The organism is Sphingopyxis sp. (genome assembly GCF_035250425.1).
Classification (GTDB): Bacteria; Pseudomonadota; Alphaproteobacteria; order Sphingomonadales; family Sphingomonadaceae; genus Sphingopyxis.
The window spans coordinates 1-16,499 of sequence record NZ_DATFFD010000071.1; the positions used below are offsets into that span (position 1 = coordinate 1).

General features: G+C 65.2%; 16 protein-coding genes and 1 pseudogene. 7 read left to right on the forward strand and 10 right to left on the reverse strand.

Translation table 11 applies throughout. The features are described 5' to 3' along the window. Together VJ811_RS04430 and VJ811_RS04435 are read left to right on the forward strand one after the other, a co-directional pair. Positions 1–342 (forward strand): SDR family NAD(P)-dependent oxidoreductase (locus VJ811_RS04430; protein ID WP_324071071.1); only part of this gene is annotated, 342 nt, incomplete at its 5' end. A gap of 206 nt (positions 343–548) precedes the next feature. After that, positions 549–1,148, forward strand: a complete 600-nt coding sequence (locus VJ811_RS04435; protein ID WP_324071072.1) for a 2-hydroxychromene-2-carboxylate isomerase — start codon at positions 549–551, stop codon at positions 1,146–1,148. Between the two features lie 4 nt (positions 1,149–1,152). Here the strand turns inward: VJ811_RS04435 and VJ811_RS04440 are convergent, their stop codons facing one another. After that, positions 1,153–2,061 (reverse strand): DMT family transporter, encoded by a 909-nt coding sequence (locus VJ811_RS04440; protein ID WP_324071073.1) that lies wholly within the window; start codon positions 2,059–2,061, stop codon positions 1,153–1,155. 80 nt (positions 2,062–2,141) lie between these two features. After that, a complete protein-coding gene (locus tag VJ811_RS04445; RefSeq protein ID WP_324071074.1) occupies positions 2,142–3,212 on the reverse strand; it encodes a DUF3011 domain-containing protein in 1,071 nt (356 codons plus the stop codon). Positions 3,213–3,424: 212 nt separating this feature from the next. Here VJ811_RS04445 and VJ811_RS04450 point away from each other — a divergent pair, with 212 nt between their 5' ends. Both VJ811_RS04450 and murA read left to right on the forward strand, forming a co-directional pair. After that, positions 3,425–3,895 (forward strand): hypothetical protein, encoded by a 471-nt coding sequence (locus tag VJ811_RS04450; RefSeq protein WP_324071075.1) that lies wholly within the window; start codon positions 3,425–3,427, stop codon positions 3,893–3,895. Between the two features lie 39 nt (positions 3,896–3,934). After that, positions 3,935–5,218, forward strand: a complete 1,284-nt coding sequence (murA, locus tag VJ811_RS04455) for a UDP-N-acetylglucosamine 1-carboxyvinyltransferase (RefSeq protein ID WP_324071076.1) — start codon at positions 3,935–3,937, stop codon at positions 5,216–5,218. On the opposite strand, the gene VJ811_RS04460 is transcribed toward murA, so the two are convergent. From VJ811_RS04460 to VJ811_RS04475, 4 genes are read right to left on the reverse strand one after another with little or no spacing between them, the layout of a single operon-like run. Then, positions 5,205–6,473: an alpha/beta hydrolase family protein gene (locus VJ811_RS04460; RefSeq protein ID WP_324071077.1), complete on the reverse strand. Its 1,269-nt coding sequence runs from the start codon at positions 6,471–6,473 to the stop codon at positions 5,205–5,207. The genes murA and VJ811_RS04460 overlap by 14 nt on opposite strands. Positions 6,474–6,508: 35 nt before the next feature. Beyond that, positions 6,509–7,417: a DMT family transporter gene (locus tag VJ811_RS04465; RefSeq protein WP_324071086.1), complete on the reverse strand. Its 909-nt coding sequence runs from the start codon at positions 7,415–7,417 to the stop codon at positions 6,509–6,511. 50 nt (positions 7,418–7,467) lie between these two features. Beyond that, complete coding sequence (locus VJ811_RS04470) at positions 7,468–8,478, reverse strand: threonine aldolase family protein (protein ID WP_324071078.1); 1,011 nt, start codon at positions 8,476–8,478, stop codon at positions 7,468–7,470. A gap of 43 nt (positions 8,479–8,521) precedes the next feature. Beyond that, positions 8,522–9,739 carry an argininosuccinate synthase gene (locus VJ811_RS04475; protein WP_324071079.1) on the reverse strand — a complete coding sequence of 406 codons (1,218 nt, stop codon included), beginning with the start codon at positions 9,737–9,739 and terminating at the stop codon, positions 8,522–8,524. Between the two features lie 583 nt (positions 9,740–10,322). Between VJ811_RS04475 and VJ811_RS04480 the strand changes: the two genes are divergently transcribed. Beyond that, positions 10,323–10,760 (forward strand): DUF1801 domain-containing protein, encoded by a 438-nt coding sequence (locus VJ811_RS04480; RefSeq protein ID WP_324071080.1) that lies wholly within the window; start codon positions 10,323–10,325, stop codon positions 10,758–10,760. Here the strand turns inward: VJ811_RS04480 and VJ811_RS04485 are convergent. Genes VJ811_RS04485 through VJ811_RS04500 form a run of 4 tightly spaced genes read right to left on the reverse strand, consistent with a single transcriptional unit; the run spans position 10,748 to position 15,381 of the window. After that, positions 10,748–11,986 carry a cyclopropane-fatty-acyl-phospholipid synthase family protein gene (locus VJ811_RS04485; protein WP_324071081.1) on the reverse strand — a complete coding sequence of 413 codons (1,239 nt, stop codon included), beginning with the start codon at positions 11,984–11,986 and terminating at the stop codon, positions 10,748–10,750. The two genes, VJ811_RS04480 and VJ811_RS04485, sit on opposite strands and share 13 nt — an antisense overlap. A gap of 39 nt (positions 11,987–12,025) precedes the next feature. Continuing rightward, entirely contained in the window at positions 12,026–12,805 is a 780-nt protein-coding gene (locus VJ811_RS04490; RefSeq protein WP_324071082.1) for a molybdopterin-dependent oxidoreductase, read from the reverse strand. Beyond that, on the reverse strand, positions 12,802–13,644 hold the full coding sequence (locus VJ811_RS04495; RefSeq protein ID WP_324071083.1) for a cytochrome b/b6 domain-containing protein: 843 nt from the start codon (positions 13,642–13,644) through the stop codon (positions 12,802–12,804). The genes VJ811_RS04490 and VJ811_RS04495 overlap by 4 nt, the downstream gene beginning before the upstream one ends. 30 nt (positions 13,645–13,674) lie before the next feature. Continuing rightward, positions 13,675–15,381, reverse strand: coding sequence for a class I adenylate-forming enzyme family protein (locus tag VJ811_RS04500; protein ID WP_324071084.1), 1,707 nt, complete (start codon positions 15,379–15,381; stop codon positions 13,675–13,677). A 77-nt stretch (positions 15,382–15,458) separates the two neighbouring features. Between VJ811_RS04500 and lgt the strand changes: the two genes are divergently transcribed. Continuing rightward, complete coding sequence (gene lgt, locus VJ811_RS04505; RefSeq protein WP_324071085.1) at positions 15,459–16,334, forward strand: prolipoprotein diacylglyceryl transferase; 876 nt, start codon at positions 15,459–15,461, stop codon at positions 16,332–16,334. A gap of 25 nt (positions 16,335–16,359) precedes the next feature. Beyond that, a pseudogene (locus VJ811_RS04510) lies at positions 16,360–16,499 on the forward strand (class I SAM-dependent methyltransferase); the annotation flags it as partial.

The window sequence follows — 16,499 nt, forward strand, 5'->3', positions numbered from 1 at the left end:
CGCGGCCGCGGTACGATCATCTTCACCGGCGCGACCGCGAGCTTGCGCGGCGGATCGGGTTTTTCGGCCTTCTCGGGCGCCAAAGCCGCGCTCCGCATGCTCGCCCAGTCGATGGCGCGCGAGCTCGGTCCGCAAAGCATCCATGTCGCGCACACGATCATCGACGGCGCGATCGACACCGACTTCATCAAGGGCCGCCACCCCGATTTCGACAATGCGAAAGCGCTGGATCTGATCCTCAATCCGGCCGCGATCGCCGCCAATTATGTAATGCTGCACAAACAGCCCAAAAGCGCGTGGACCCACGAACTCGACCTTCGCCCCTGGGGAGAAAAATGGTGAGTCCACCAATCCCCTCTCCCCTTGCGGGAGAGGGTTGCGCAGCCTTGGCAGCTTGCTGCCTAGGCGAAGCTGGGAGAGGGTGAGCGGTCGCACCGCGACCGCGCGAGCCAGCGGCTCGCACCCCCTCTTCCAAGTCCGCCTAGCCGCTGAAGCGGCAAGGCTCCCTATCCTTCTCCCACAAGGGGAGAAGGGAAAGGAATGAAGCCATGACCAAGACCCTCGAACTCATCTTCGATTTCGGCAGCCCCAACGCCAATCTTTGCATGAAGGCGCTGCCCGAACTGCTCGACCGCACCGGCGCCGACCTGACCATCACCCCCTGCCTGCTCGGCGGCATTTTCAAGGCGACGGGCAACAAGGCGCCGATGGTGCAATATGCCGACGCCCCCGCCAAACTCGCCTATGAAAACCTCGAAATGCGGCGCTTCATCGAAAGGCACGGCCTCACCAAATTCCGCATCAACCCCCACTTCCCGGTCAATACGCTGACGATCATGCGCGGCGCGATCGTCGCCGAAGACGAAGGCGTGCTCGACGATTATGTCGACGCGGTGAACCGCGCGATGTGGGAGGAAGGGCTGAAGATGGACGATCCCGAGGTCATCGCGGCGTACCTCTCGGCGAACGGCTTCGACGGACCCGCGCTGCTTGCGCGCACGCAGGAACCCGCGATCAAGGCGAAGCTGGCCCAGAACACCGAAGCCGCGGTCGCGCGCGGGGCATTCGGTATCCCGACCTTCTTCGTGCGCGACGAGATGTTTTTCGGCAAGGACCGGCTGACACAGGTCGAGGAAGCGCTCGGCTGACCGGTCAATTCGCCGCGGGACGTCCCGCGACCCAGATGCCCGCCAGCACCAGCGCCAGACCGGCAACATGGAACAGGTGCAGCGCCTCGCCGAGGAACAGCATCGCCAGCCCCGCGCCCATCAGCGGCATCACATTCATATATTGCGCGGTCGCGGCCGAGCCGATCAGCTCGACCCCGCGGTTGAAGAAGAGATAGGCGAGAAACGACGGAAAGATCGACACATAGGCGATGGCCAGCGCGCTGCCCGTTTCCGGCACGATCAGCCGCCCCGATGCGATCTCGGCCAGATAGACGGGAGCGATCACGACCAGCCCGACCATGATCGACGCCGCAAGGAAACTCAGTGGATGCACCGGCGGCCGCTTGCGCAGCAGCACCGAATAGAGCGCCCAGAGCAAGACCGCGAAGGCGATGATCGCGTCGCCGCTGTTCAGCCGCAGCGCGAGAAGCAGGGCGAGGTCGCCGCGCGATACCACGATCAGCACCCCGGCGAGCGACACCAACACCCCCGCGACCTGCCGCGCGCTCGTCCGGTCGCGCATCACCAGCCCCCCGACCATCAGGATCAGCGCGGGCTGCGCCGACTGGATCAGCATCGAATTGAGCGCGGTCGTCGTCTGCAACCCGGTATAGAGCAAGGTGTTGAAGGCGCCGATGCCGAGCGCGCCGAGGATCGCCATGATCGGCCAGTGCGCGCGCAGCACCGGCCAGTCGCGCTTCAGATGCGGCCAGGCCAGCGGGAGCAGCAGCGCGAGCGCGAACGTCCAGCGCCAGAAGGACAGCGCGGCGGGCGGCACCAGCTCGCGCGCGGCACGCCCGACGATCGAATTGCCCGCCCAGAACAGTGCCGTCATCGAGAGCAACGGATAGGCCCGCGACCACAGCGCCGCAGCCGGACCATCGTGTCGCATGATATTCCGGCTCCCGCTGAGTCCAAGACCGTCCGTCATCCCGGCGCAGGCGGGGATGACGGACGGGGATTAGCCCGACCTCAGCTAAAGTCGAGCTGGATGATGTCGCTGGGCGTCGCGCGGCAATACATCTCGACCTGCTTTGCGCCGTCGGGATAGGTCGCGGTCATCGTCGCGCGGATGCGCCAGCCGCCGTTGCCCTGTTCGAGCGAGATCAGCTTGTCATAGGACAGCCGCGTCCCGCCGGTCACCCCGATCTGCCGCGCCGCATCGGTCATGCAATTCTGCACCGACGGCCGCGCCGCGCTGGGCAGGGCGGAGAGGTTGGCGCTCAGCGCCGCCGGAGGACCCGCGGGATAGGCCGGGGTGGCCGTGTCCACGGGCGCGGTTGTCTGCTCGCTGGCCGGCGCCTTCTTTTTCTTGCTTGCAAGCAGCGCCAGCAGCCCGCCCGCGACGACGATGCCGCCGATAATCAGCCCGGTGCTCGGCCCTTTGTCCTTGTCCTTTTCGGGCGGCCGCACATTGCGGTAGCCATAGCCGAATTCGGCGCGGCAGCCCTTGTCCACCCAGATATAATCGCTGGTGTAACCCCATTGGCGTCCGGCGTTGCATTTGCCGGCAATTTTGCGCGTGAGTTCGACACGATCATTCGTCCGGACGTTGCACTGCTGATAGCTGTAATTCCGTGATTCGCAGTTCATGATGCCCGCATAATCGTCGACCGGCTGCGGCAGCGGGACCGGGTAACCGCCGTCATTGGCGTAGCCATAAGCGAATTCGGCGCGGCATCCGCCCGAAACCCATATCTGGTTGGCGGTAAAGCCCCAGTCGCGCCCCTTCGAGCAGCGCCCGCCGAGCACCCGTTGCAGGTCGACGCGATTGCCGGTGCGGACGTTGCAACGCTCGACCCTGTTGTTCCGCGATTCGCAGCGGAGCGTTCCTGCATAGCCGTAGCCCGGCGATGGTTGGACAATCTCGGGCCGACCCGGACGCGGAGGCTGGATCTGCGGTCCGCCGGGAGTTGGCTGGACGACCACCGGCCCGCCCGGGTTCGGATAGGGCAAAGTCGTCGCTTGCGGCATGGCCGGGACAGCAAGCTGGCTGGCGATCAACGCAGCCGTAGTAACGATCGTGACGACATTATTCCGCATGACCTTCTCCCCTGTGAAAAGTCGTTTCCGTTTTAAGCTGCCTGTGTTCGACCCCAATATCGACGCGAATAGTTTCATATTTTCACGGGGAAAGCCATGAATAAAGCCGCATATCATCGGCGATAACTTAACCATGGGCGCGGCTTCCCTTATGCCGCCGGATCGATTGGCCTGTTGGCCCCCGGGTCGCGCTACAGCAGGGGATCCGACATATGCCTACCTCGATCATCGACGGCAGCATCGAAGCTGCCGACCTCAAGCGCGCCAAGGGGGGAGCCGCGATCTTTCGCAGCATCACTTTCCAGCAGGACGACGGCGGCACGCGGACGATCCGCAATGCCGTGGTCAAGGACAATGTCGCTGCCGAGCTGGTGCCCGGCGCACGCGGCCGCTTCTACCTCTATAATGCGTTCGACCTGAAGGGCGTCCACGGCGTCCGCACCGTGGGCGGGCGCGACGTCTACGGCTTTGCGGGCAACAACCAGAAGATTTTCCTGATCCTGGGTATCGCCAACATCGCGTGGATCGCGCTGATCCTGTTCACGCGCGGCGGCGTTCCGCTGCTCGGCGTCGCGTTGCTGATCCTCTCGGCCGTCGGCTATTTCTTCATGAGCAAGGGCCAGCGCGAGGCACAGGCGCAAAAGGCGACGCGAATTACCGCTCGCCGCAGCCCACATAGCTAGTCCGCTTGCGCGGCCTCGCGCATGCGCTAAAGACAGCCGATGGATCAAATCGTCATTCGCGGCGGCCAGCGACTCAAGGGCCGTATTCCGATCTCCGGCGCCAAGAATGCGGCGCTCACCCTGCTGCCCTGCGCGCTGCTCACCGATGAGCCGCTGACGCTGCGCAACCTGCCGCGGCTCGCCGATGTCGACGGCTTCGGGCATCTACTCAACCAGCTCGGCTGTTCGACGACGATCGAGGGGTCGCGCCCCGAAGATTTCGGCCGCGTGATGACCGCGCGCACGACGACGCTCACCTCGACCGTCGCGCCCTATGACATCGTGCGCAAGATGCGCGCTTCGATCCTCGTGCTCGGCCCGCTGCTCGCGCGCGCGGGCGAGGCGACCGTCTCGCTGCCCGGCGGCTGCGCGATCGGCAACCGCCCGATCGACCTCCACCTAAAGGCTTTGGAAGCGTTCGGCGCCCAGATCGAACTGACGTCGGGTTATGTGAAGGCCGTTGCCCCCGGTGGCCGCCTCGCGGGCGGCAAGTTCACCTTCCCCGTCGTCTCGGTCGGCGCGACCGAAAATGCGCTGATGGCCGCGTCGCTCGCCAAGGGCACCTGCGTCCTCGAAAATGCGGCGCGCGAGCCCGAGATCGTCGACCTCTGCAACTGCCTCGCCGCGATGGGCGCGCATATCGAGGGCATCGGCACCGAGACGCTGACGATCGAGGGCGTCGATCGCCTCCACGGCGCGACCTACCGCGTCATGGCCGACCGCATCGAGGCGGGCAGCTATGCCTGCGCCGCCGTCATCACCGAGGGCGATGTCGAACTCGTTGGCGCGAAGGCCGACGAGATGGACGCGACGCTCGCCGCGCTGCGCCAGGCGGGCGCAACGGTCGAGGAGACCAAGGGCGGCATCCGCGTCGCCATGTCGGGCCGCGCCGAACCCGTCACGCTGTCGACCGCGCCCTACCCCGGCTTCGCGACCGACATGCAGGCGCAGTTCATGGCGATGGCGACGCTCGGCAAGGGCGCCTCGCTGTTCACCGAGACGATCTTCGAAAACCGCTATATGCACGTCCCCGAGCTCGCGCGCATGGGCTGCGACATCGACGTCCGCGGCCGCAGCGCGGTCGTGCGCGGGGTCGACAAGCTGGTCGGCGCGCCGGTGATGGCAACCGACCTGCGCGCCTCGATGAGCCTCATCATCGCCGGCCTCGCCGCCGAGGGCACGACCGAGGTCAACCGCGTCTATCACCTCGACCGCGGTTACGAGCGGCTCGAGGAGAAGCTCCAGGCGGTCGGCGCCGACATCGAGCGGATCAGCGCGGGGTAAGCCGTTCCGCGCGGCCATAGGTGCCGCGCACATCGCGCTTGATCCAGTCGGCGAGCAATTTCAGATAGCCGTCGGTGATGCGCGTGACCTGACGTTCCCCGCTGGTGTCGGTGGTGAATTCCCACATGCCATGATCGGTCTGGGGAAAGAGATAGACGTCGACCGGCTTGCCCGTTTTGGCGAGGCCAAGCAGCGCGCCGCGCGTCGTTTCGATCGGCGCCTCGCGATCCTCGCCCGCGAGCACCCAGAGCAGCGGCGCTTCGAGCTTCTTCAGCGCCGCAAGCGCGTCATAATTCCAGATGAGTTCGAGATTATCGAAGCGTGCGCGCCCGACCCGGCGCAGCGCATCGTTGGACATATGCGCGATCGCGCCGCTATGTTCGCCCGCGATCTTCGCCGCCCACGGCTGGCCCGCCATCTCGGCGCGCACCGCGTCGAGCTCGGCGTAGCCTTCGGCGAAACCGGACAGCAGCAGCTTGCCGGTCGCGTCCGACAATCGCCCGACCAGCGCCTCGGCGTCTTGGCCCAGCCCTGCCCCGCGCACCTCCGATACCATCTGCTCGCGGTCTTCCTCGATCGGCGAGGCAACGAGGCCGAAACCGATCGCGACGAAATCGGCCTTGGTGCGCGTCGCGGCGAGCGGGGCGACCCAGCCGCCCTGGCTGCCGCCGAAAAAGCCTGCGCGGCCATAACGCCCCGCCGCCATGCCGCGCGCCTGCCCCAGTGCGTTCGCCGCATCCTCGCCAAGCAGTTCGAAATTCTGCGTATATTCGCCGTCGGACCCGCCGGTGCCGCGCTTGTCATAGACGAAGACCGATATCCCCTGCGCCGCCATCGCATAGCCATAGACGCCGCCGATCGGCGAGGTGCGTTCGGACCCATGCACCATTACGACAAGCGGCCGCTTCGCGTCGGGGGCGCCCGGCGGCTCGATCAGCACGCCGGTCATTTTCGTGCCGACGCTGTCGAAGGTCGCTTGTGTCTCGCGAAAGGCGATGGGCGCCCAGCGCTTGCCGCCGACGGCCACATCGTCCGTCCCGCACGTCAGCGGCACACCGGTATCGGTCGTCGCACCGCGGCGGCCGTCGCGGAACAGATAGCGCAACCCCGGCGCCGCGACCGCCGGGGATTTCACCAGCACGACGAAATCGCCGTCGGGGGCGGCATAGGTGCCGGGCGTGCAGGCGGTCTGTGCAAAGGCGGGCGCCGCCGGAAGCGTAGCGAGAAGGAGAAGGGTGCCGATCAGATATTTCATAGGAGCGTCCTACTGAAACAACACACCAATGGCAACTAGCTCTCGGGTTCGACCGGGACCGAAACCATATTGCCGCTGACCGACGGCCGTTCGGGCCGCTTCGCGACCGCGATCACCAGCCCGATCAGCGCGACGACGCCGCCCGCGATCGACAGCGTCGCCCAGCGGTAGCCCTCGAACGCGGTCGAAAAGCCCATCGCGATGATCGGGATCAGCACGCTCGACCACGCCGCCTGCCCCGGCCCGACCGCGCGGATGATGTTGAAATAGAGCGGAAAGGTCACCGCGCTGGCGATCACGCCAAGATAGAGGACGCCGCCGATGTAGGTTGCGGTCGGCTCGATCACCGGCGGGCCGACGGTGATCCACGCATAGCTGCCATCGGCGAGCGCGCCGAAGAGCATCGCCCACGCGCTCATCACAACCATCGACTGCGCGCGCGCGATGCGCGTTCCCTGCATGACGTTGGCGGTCGACGCGCTCATCACCCCGGCGAGGGTCAGCGCGGTGCCGAGCAGCACCTCGCCCGCGCCGACCGCGGCGACGCGATATTCGTGAAGGATCATCAGCCCGACGCCGACGATCGCAATCCCCGCCCCCGCGAGGAAGCGCCCTTCGAGCGGGGTCTTGAGGAAAGCATGGCCGAGCAAGGTGTTGGGCACGATCAGCAGCGCGAACAGCACCGCGACCAGGCCCGAGGTGATATGCTGTTCGGCGCGGTAGACGAAGTTGAAGTTGAAGGCGAATTGCGCGGTGCCGAGCACCGCCGCAAAGAGCATGGCGCGCGGCACAAGCAGAAGCGGCTCGCGGCGGATCGTGGCAAAGGCGAACATCGCGATCGCCGCGACCGCGAAGCGATAGGTCACCGACCAGCTGGGCGGAACCACGCCAAGCTGCCCGGTGATGACGATCCAGGTCGATCCCCAGATCAACGTCACCAGCATGAAGGGCAGGAGGACGCGCGGACTGAGCAGCGTCGGCGGCTGCTCGCTACTCACAGCGAGCCGATCGCGGCCGCCAGCGGCGCCACTGCCTCGGCGTCCTGATCCCAGCTGACGACGAGACGCGCCGCGCCTTCGCCCCAGTCATAGAAATCGAAACCCGCCGCGCGCAATTTGGCGGCTTCCTCGGCAGTCAGACGCACGAACAGCTCATTCGCCTCGACCGGATGCATCAGCCGGCCGCCGCACGCCGCCGCGAGCTTCGCCGCGCCCGCATTGGCGGCGCGCGCATTGGCGAGCCACAGATCATCGTTCAGCATCGCGCGGATCTGCGCCGCGACGAACCGCCCCTTGCTGAGCAAATGGCCGCCGCGCTTCTTGAGTTCGCGCACTCCGGCCCCGCCGCTGCCGCCGAAAAAGACGATGGCCTCGGCCATCATCGCGCCGTTTTTGGTGAAGCCGAACGACAGCGCATCGACTCCGGCGCGCCAGGTGACGTCGGCGGGCGCGCAGCCGAGGAAAGCAACGGCATTGGCGAAGCGTGCGCCGTCCATGTGGAGTTTCATCCCCCGGCCCTTGGCGATCTCGCTGATCTCGCCGATTTCCTGCGGGCGCCACGCGAGCCCATATTCGGTGGCGTTGGTGATGCTGATCGCCGCGGGCTGGACCTGGTGAACATCCTGACGAATCCCGGCAAGCCGGGTCTTGAGCGCCGCGGTATCGATCTTGGCGCCGCGCCCGGGCAGCGGCATCAGCTTGGCGCCGCCAGAATAGAAGGTCGGCGCGCCGCCCTCATCGACCTCGATATGCGCCTCCTCGTAACAGAGGATACCTTGCCACGGCCGCACGAAATGACCGAGGATGATGCTGTTCGCCGCAGTGCCGGTCGAGATCCAGACAACCTCGCAATCACTCTCGAACAATTCTGAAAAGGCGGCATCGAGCGACCGGCTGAGCGCGTCGCCGTCATAGGCGGTGTCGACATGATTCGCGGCGGCCAAGGCCTCCATCACTGCCGGATGCACCGCGGCGGCGTTGTCGGAAAAGAAGCGCGTCGCCGTCATACCCTGTACCCCTCAGCCAGTCCTGCCCATGCCGTGACGACGACTATCTGTCGCGCTTCGCCAGCAGTTTCAGGCGCAGCGCATTCAATTTGATGAAGCCCGCCGCATCCTTCTGGTCATAAGCGCCTGCATCGTCCTCGAACGTCACATGGCGCTCGCTGTAAAGGCTGTTCGGTGACTTGCGGCCGACGACGCTGGCGTTGCCCTTGTAAAGCTTGAGCCGCACCGTGCCCGACACCTTTTCCTGGCTGTGGTCGATCGCCGCCTGCAGCATCTCGCGTTCGGGCGCGAACCAGAAGCCGTTGTAGATGAGCTCGGCATATTTTGGCATCAGCTCGTCCTTGAGGTGCGCCGCGCCGCGGTCGAGCGTGATGCTTTCGATGCCGCGGTGGGCACGCGCATAGATTTCGCCGCCGGGCGTTTCGTACATGCCGCGCGACTTCATCCCGACGAAGCGGTTCTCGACGAGGTCGAGGCGGCCGATGCCATGTTTGCGGCCAAGGTCGTTGAGTGCCGCCAACAAAGTGGCGGGCGACATCGTCTGCCCGTTCAGCGCGACGCCGTCGCCGCGCTCGAAATCGATCGTGACATATTCGGGGGTGTCGGGCGCATCCTCGGGATTGACCGTGCGCGAATAGACATAGTCGGGGGTCTCTTCCCACGGATCCTCGAGCACCTTGCCTTCGGACGAGGTGTGGAGGAGGTTGGCGTCGGTCGAGAACGGGCTTTCGCCGCGCTTGTCCTTCGGCACCGGAATCTGGTTCTTTTCGGCGAAGTCGATCAGCGCGGTGCGGCTCGTGAGGTCCCATTCGCGCCACGGCGCGATCACCTTGATATCGGGATTGAGCGCATAGGCGCTGAGTTCGAAGCGCACCTGGTCGTTGCCCTTGCCCGTCGCACCATGCGCGACCGCGTCGGCGCCGACTTCCCGGGCGATCTCGATGAGACGCTTCGAAATCAGCGGGCGTGCGATCGAGGTGCCGAGCAGATAATCGCCCTCGTAGCGGGCGTTGGCGCGCATCATCGGGAAGACGAAATCGCGGACGAATTCCTCGCGGACGTCGTCGATATAGATATGCTCGGGCTTCACGCCCATCAGCTCGGCCTTGGCGCGCGCGGGCTCGATCTCTTCGCCCTGGCCAAGGTCGGCGGTGAAGGTCACGACCTCGCAGCCATAGGTGACCTGCAGCCACTTCAGGATGACGCTGGTATCGAGGCCGCCCGAATAGGCGAGGACGACGCGCTTGAAGGACTCGGACATATTGACACCTTTGGCGAGGGAAGACGCGGGCGCGGCTAGCAGGCCAGCCCGCACGGCGCAACGCCCTGATCGGGCGGACGGGCGGAAAACTGCGCAACTTCACTCGAGAATCGCATGACGATCGCCCTTCGCGGCGTCGGCGACCGGTCTTAAAGCGACAAAGGATACCGATGGGCGGGTCCGAAATGTCTCCTTTGTCGTTTTAAGGCCGGTCGGTCGGGGCGGCGAAGCGAAGGATCGGAAAGCATAAGCAGAAGGCTAGCGCGGCCCGGCTTTGTAGGACAGCGGTTTTGCGGCTGGGTGGATGGCCGATAGCGACCGGTTGCGGACCATGGTTCCTCCCCGGAACGGGGAGGGGGACCGCCGCCGTAGGCGGTGGTGGAGGGGTCGGGACGGTGCGTCATGACGAGAGGTTGCGACCCCTCCGTCAGCCCTGCGGGCTGCCACCTCCCCGTTCCGGGGAGGATCAGGCAACAGCCCCTCCCCACCCCGATGCCGCCAGTTCCACCCGCTATCGCGGTGATCGCCAATCGCCCGTTGGCACTGCGCCATCGGCAAGCTATTCTGCCGCCGGAGGCGAAGCATGGGCAAGGCCGGGATCAAGACCAGGGCGACCCAAGCCGGCGTCGCCGATTTCATCGCGGCGATCCCCGACGCGCGACGGCGCGAGGAGGCGGTGCTGGTCGATGCCATGCACCGGCGCGTGACGGGATTTGAGCCCAGGATGTGGGGGCCGTCGATCATCGGTTATGGCAGCTATGACTATGTCTATGACAGCGGTCATTCGGGCACGATGTGCCGCGCCGGCTTCAGCCCGCGCAAGGCGGCGATGACGCTTTATCTGATGGGCCATTACCTCGACCGCCAGCCCGAGGCCGACGCCCTGCTGGCGAAGCTCGGCAAACACAGGACGGGCAAGTCGTGCCTTTATGTGAGCAAGCTCGCCGAGGTCGATCTGGACGTACTCGAACAGCTCGTCGCGCTGAGCTGGGACGTCATGAACGCGCGCTATCCGGCGTAGCGCGCTTCCGCTCCGGCCATATAGTCGCGCGTCAGCGGCAAAGCATGGCGGCTGCGCGCGAACTGGATCTGGTAATTGCCCATCCCGCCGCTCTCGAACGCCGACGTCGCGCCCGCGAGGTAGAAGCACCACATGCGAAAGAAACGCTCGCCCATCATGGCGACGATCTCGGCCTCGTGCGCGAGCGTGCGCGCATACCATTGGCGCAGCGTCAGCGCGTAATGGAGGCGCAATGTCTCGATATCGGTGACGATCAGCCGGCTTTTCTCGCTCGCCGCCACCGTCTCGCTGAGCGCGGGAATATAGCCGCCGGGGAAGATATATTTGCGCGTGAAGGCATCGGTCGACCCCGGCCTGCCGAAACGGCCGATCGTGTGGAGCAGCATCACGCCGTCGGCGGTCATCAGGTTCGCGGCGGCGCGAAAGAAGGTGTCGAAATTGGGCGCGCCGACATGTTCGAACATGCCGACCGAGACGATGCGGTCGAACCGCCCCGCCTCGCGCGCGGCGAGGTCGCGATAGTCGATCAGTTCGAATTTGACGCGGCCGGCGACCCCGGCTTCCTCGGCGCGCTGCCGCGCGAGCGCAAGCTGTTCTTCGGACAGCGTGATGCCCAGCACCTCGACTTGTTCGAGCTTGGCCAGCGTGATCGCCATCCCGCCCCAGCCGCAGCCGATATCGAGCACGCGCTGCCCCGGTTTCAGCGCGAGTTTGGCGGCGATATGCGCCTTCTTCGCGGCCTGTGCTTCCTCCAGCGTCATGCCGGGGCGGGACCAGTAAGCGCAGCTATACTGCATGTCGTCGTCGAGGAAGAGGCGGTAGAGGTCGTTGCCGATGTCGTAGTGATGCTTGACGTTGGCGCGCGACTGACGCTGCCGGTTGATCGAGCCGAGCCGCGTTTTCACCCAATCGGCGCGCTGGCCGAGCCATGTCTTGTCCTTGAGGCTTGCGCCGCGATCCCATGGGGTGTTCATGCGGATGAGGCCGATGAGGTCCATGATATCGCCCTCGACCAGCTCCATCTCGCCGTCCATGAACGCCTCGGCGGCGCCGATGCGGGGATCGAGGACGATGCGGCGCATGCCCCGGCGATTGGTGAAGCGGATGGTGACGTTCGGGAAACCGGGTGCCGGTTGTCCGAACTCTTCGCGCGCACCGTCCGGCGCGACGACGGTCAGCCGTCCCTGGCGAATGATGCGGGAGAGAAACGGACTCAGGATAAACATATTTGAAGACCGAACATTCGACCCGCAAAAAGGTTGCCGTCAGATTCCCGCATACCATTCATAATCGATCCGGTCCTCCCAATAACCGCCCTTGCCCGCGCCGATTTCGTCGAGGCTCGCGACCGCCTCGATCGCGTTCACATATTTGGCGTGCTTGTAGCCGAGCTGGCGTTCGATCCGGAGGCGGAGCGGTGCGCCATTGGCGATCGGCAATATCTTGTCGTTGAGCGCCCACGCCATGATCGTCTGCGGATGCAGCGCGTCGACCATGTCGCAGCTTTCATAATAGAGCGCATCGCCGAGCCGGTCGGCGCAGCGGAAGACGATATAGCGCGCGCGGTCCTTCACGCCGGCAGCGGCGAGGATGCGCGCAAGCGGAACCCCGGTCCATTGTCCGATCGCGCTCCAGCCCTCGACGCAGTCGTGGCGCGTGATCTGGGTGCGCTGCGGCATCGCGCGAATGTCGGCCATCGAGAGCGACAGCGGCCGCGCGACGAGCCCGGCCACCTTGATCCGCCAGTCGGCAAATCCGCTCGCCGCGTGCGCGGCATAGGCGGCGCCGGCCGGCAGGCGCGTGCCGTTGGGGCGGAAATAGGGCGACAGGTCGGCTTGGCCGAACTCGCGCGCGAGCGCATTGCGGTCGATCAGCGCGCGCTGGCTGGCGCGGTTCATCTCCTCGCCCATCGACAATATCTTGCGCACCGCGGGCGCCTCGTTGATCGCATCGCAGCCCGAGAGCAGCGGCAGTGTCCCTGCGGCGGCTATCAGCCCGCCGGCGCGCGTCAGAAGCTGGCGGCGCGGAAGGTTGACCCCGCTCACGCGTCCCTCTCCGGCGGCAGGCGGAACCAGCCGGTGACCATCGAGCGCACTTCATTGACCGGCCCGGCGAGCAGCACCATCGCGATATGGACGAGGAAGAAAGCAACCAGCGCCCAGGCGGTGATGAAATGGATCGAGCGCGCCGACTGGCGCCCGCCGAACACATCGAGCAGCCATGGCCACGCCGCGTTCATTCCGGGCGACATGGTGAGGCCGGTCGCGATCATCAGCGGCAGCAGGATGAATATCACGCCGATATAGCTCAGTTTCTGCAGGATGCCGTAACGCGCCGCCGCCTCACCCCGTGGAAAGCGCAGCCGCGCATGTTCTTTCACATCGTGCCAGAGATGGCGCGGCGACCATTCGGCGCGGCGGACGTGCAAGTCCTTGCGCAAATGTCCGCCCAGCAGCGTCCAGAGCATGTAGAGCGTCAGGCCGATCGACAGGATCCACGCGAACAGCAGGTGCCAGCGCCGCCCGTCGGCAAGGCTGTAGCTCGTCGGGATCGTCGCCCAGCCCGGAAAGGCCCAGGTTTTCTCCGCGCCCTCGGCATCGGTCCAGCGGCCGAGCACGCCCGTCGTCTCGATCCGATAATCGCCGACGCGCAAATAGCCGCTGTCCGCCGTCGAGCCGATCACCAGCCAGGCGCGGTCGAAATTGGCGCCATATTCGCCCCAATAGAGCCGTGGGTGCGCGTTGAAGATCATCAGCCCGCTCATCAACAGGATGAGCAAGGTGACGGCATTCACCCAATGCCAGAGGCGCACCGGCAGCCGGTGGCGATAGACGCGCACCGGCCCCGGTTTGACGGGAGCGACGGGAATTTCAGCCTCGGCCATGATCCCGGTTCGCTCCTTTGCTGCTTCCGGTTACGCGACGACCTTTGCGGCATATTCCTCGCGATAGTGGCTCCGCAAGCTGACCTTGTCGATCTTTTCGCTGCCAAGCTTGGGCAACGCGTCGTTCGACATCCAGATCTGGCACGGCACCTTATAGGGTGCAAGGCGCGCGCTGAGGAAGGCGACCAGCTCTTCCGCCATGACACTGCTGCCGGGTTTCATCCACACGACGGCGCCGACGCACTCGCCGAGCCGCTCGTCGGGAAGGCCGAAGACCGCACATTCATTCACATCGGCATGCTCGTAGATCGCCGCCTCGACTTCCTGGCAGCTGATATTTTCGCCGCCGCGGATGATGATGTCCTTCTTGCGATCGACGATGAACAGATAGCCGTCCTCGTCGAGATAGCCGAGGTCGCCCGAACGGAAATAGCCATTGTCGAAGAAGGCCGCCTTGGTCGCCGCCTCATTGTTCCAATAACCCTCGAAATTGCACACCGACCGGATGCACACCTCGCCGACGCCGCCCTCAGCAACCGGCTCGCCATTGTCGTCGAGGATCGCGAGGTCGACGAGCGGCTTCGATGCGGGGCCGGTCGACATCGGCTTGGCGACGTAGTTCTCGTTGATGATGCCGCAGCCGACCGCATTGGTCTCGGTGAGGCCGTAACCGAGCAAGGGTTTCGCCTCCCCCATCTCGGACGCCAACCGCCGCACATGCTCGGGCGGGCGCGGCGCGCCGCCGCCGGCGTAGCTTTTGCAGGTCGAGAGGTCGTAATTTTTGCGGTTCGGGCTGACGAGAATTTCATAGCTCATCAGCGGGACGCCGACGAAATAATTGCATTTCTCGTCCTGGATCAGCCGCATCGCCTCGTCGGCGTTCCACTTCGGCATCAGCACGAGTTTGCGGCCGAGCGCGAAGCTTTGCAGGAACACCGGAATTTCGGCGGTGACGTGGAACAGGGGAGTGCAGATCAAGGTCGCGGGCTGGATGTCCGACATCTGCCCGTCTTCGGTCAGCAGATGCACGATGCTCGCGGTCTGCGTGACATAGTTGAAGATCGCCTGGCACACCGCCTCGTGGCGCGAATAGGCGCCCTTCGACTGGCCGGTCGAGCCCGAGGTGAAGAGGATCGTCGCCAGATCCTGTCCGGTCAGCGTGGGCAGCACGGTGGCGGCGCTACCGCCCGCCCCGGTGATCGGTGCGATCGCCTGATCGATCGGCTGCGTCAGGTCGAGCGTGATGATTTTCGCACCATGGTCGACCTCTTCGAGCCGTGCGGCGCGCTGGACATCGGCGATCACGAGCTTGGCCTCGCTGTCGAGGATGCCCGCGGCGAGTTCGCCGCCCTGCCACCAGCCGTTGAGCAAAGTCGCGCAGCCGCCCGCCATCAAAATGCCGATATAGGAAACGCACCACGCATTGGCGTTGCGCATCGCGAGCCCGACGCGGTCGCCGCGCTGGACGCCATGACCTTCGACCAGCCCCGCCGCGACCTGCCGCGCCGCCATATAGACCTCTTTGAACGACAGCCGTTCGCCGCCTTCGACGAGGAAGGTCGCATCGCCATGCTGCGCGGCAAAAAACGCAACATAATCGGCAAGGTTGGTCGGCGCGTTGGTGATGAAGGGAAGCTGGCGGCCGAAGCGTTCGACGGTCCCGAGCTGGATCGGTCCGCCCGGACCGGTGATCAGATTATAGGCGGCTTCCAGGCGCAAATCGAGCGCTGATGGCATGTTTCATCTCTCCTCTTGGTCTCGCTCGCCTAACCCCTTATGGGGAGGCCTCTCCTGGGGAAGGACCGCGCGACATTATGTTTCTTTTTGCAACCTTAGCCGAAGCAACGCAATATGTGAACTTCCAGGAGTTGATGGGAGAGAATAGCGAGATTGCTTTCAGCATCTTCGGCCTGCCGATCCGCTGGTACGCGCTCGCCTATCTCGCCGGGATTTTCGTCGGTTACTGGTATCTGCTCAAGCTGATCGCGCAGCCCGGTGCCCCGATGGCGCGGCGCCACGCCGACGACATGATCTTCTATGCCATGCTCGGGATCATCCTCGGCGGCCGGCTCGGCTATGTGCTCTTCTACAACCTCGGCAATTATATCCAGAAGCCGCTCGAGATCTTCAAATTGTGGGATGGCGGCATGTCACTGCACGGCGGCGTCATCGGTGTGCTGGTCGCGATCTGGTACGTGACGCGCAAGGAAAAGCTCAGTTTCCTGCGCTTTTGCGACTATGTCGCGTGCGTCGTCCCCTTCGGGCTCTTCTTCGGCCGCCTCGCCAATTTCGTGAACGGCGAGCTGTGGGGGCGCAAGACCGACGTGCCGTGGGCGATCATCTTTCCGGGCAGCGGCACGATGGACCCGCGCCACCCGAGCCAGCTTTACGAAGCGGGCCTCGAAGGGATCGTGATGATGGCAATCCTCGCCTTTTTCTTCTGGCGCACCGACGCGCGTTACAAGCCCGGTTTCCTGTTCGGCATGGCGGCGATCATCTATGGCCTTAGCCGCTTTGCGGTCGAGTTCGTGCGCGAACCCGATGTCCAGCTCGGCACGCTGTCGTGGGGGCTCACGATGGGTCAGACGCTGACCGTGCCGATGCTGCTGATCGGTTTCTGGCTCGTCGCCACCGCGAAGGGCCGCCGCCAGCGGATCGAACCGGTCGCCGGACTCGACAGCGTTGCGTGACGGGCCGCCGAGTCCCGAGCAGCAGATAAGCGAAATCGCGGCGGCGCGGCCGGCGACGATCGCCGACTATATGGCGGCGGCCAACAGCCATTATTATGCGACGCGCGACCCGCTCGGCGCCGCGGGCGATTTCACCACCGCGCCCGAAATCAGCCAGATGTTCGG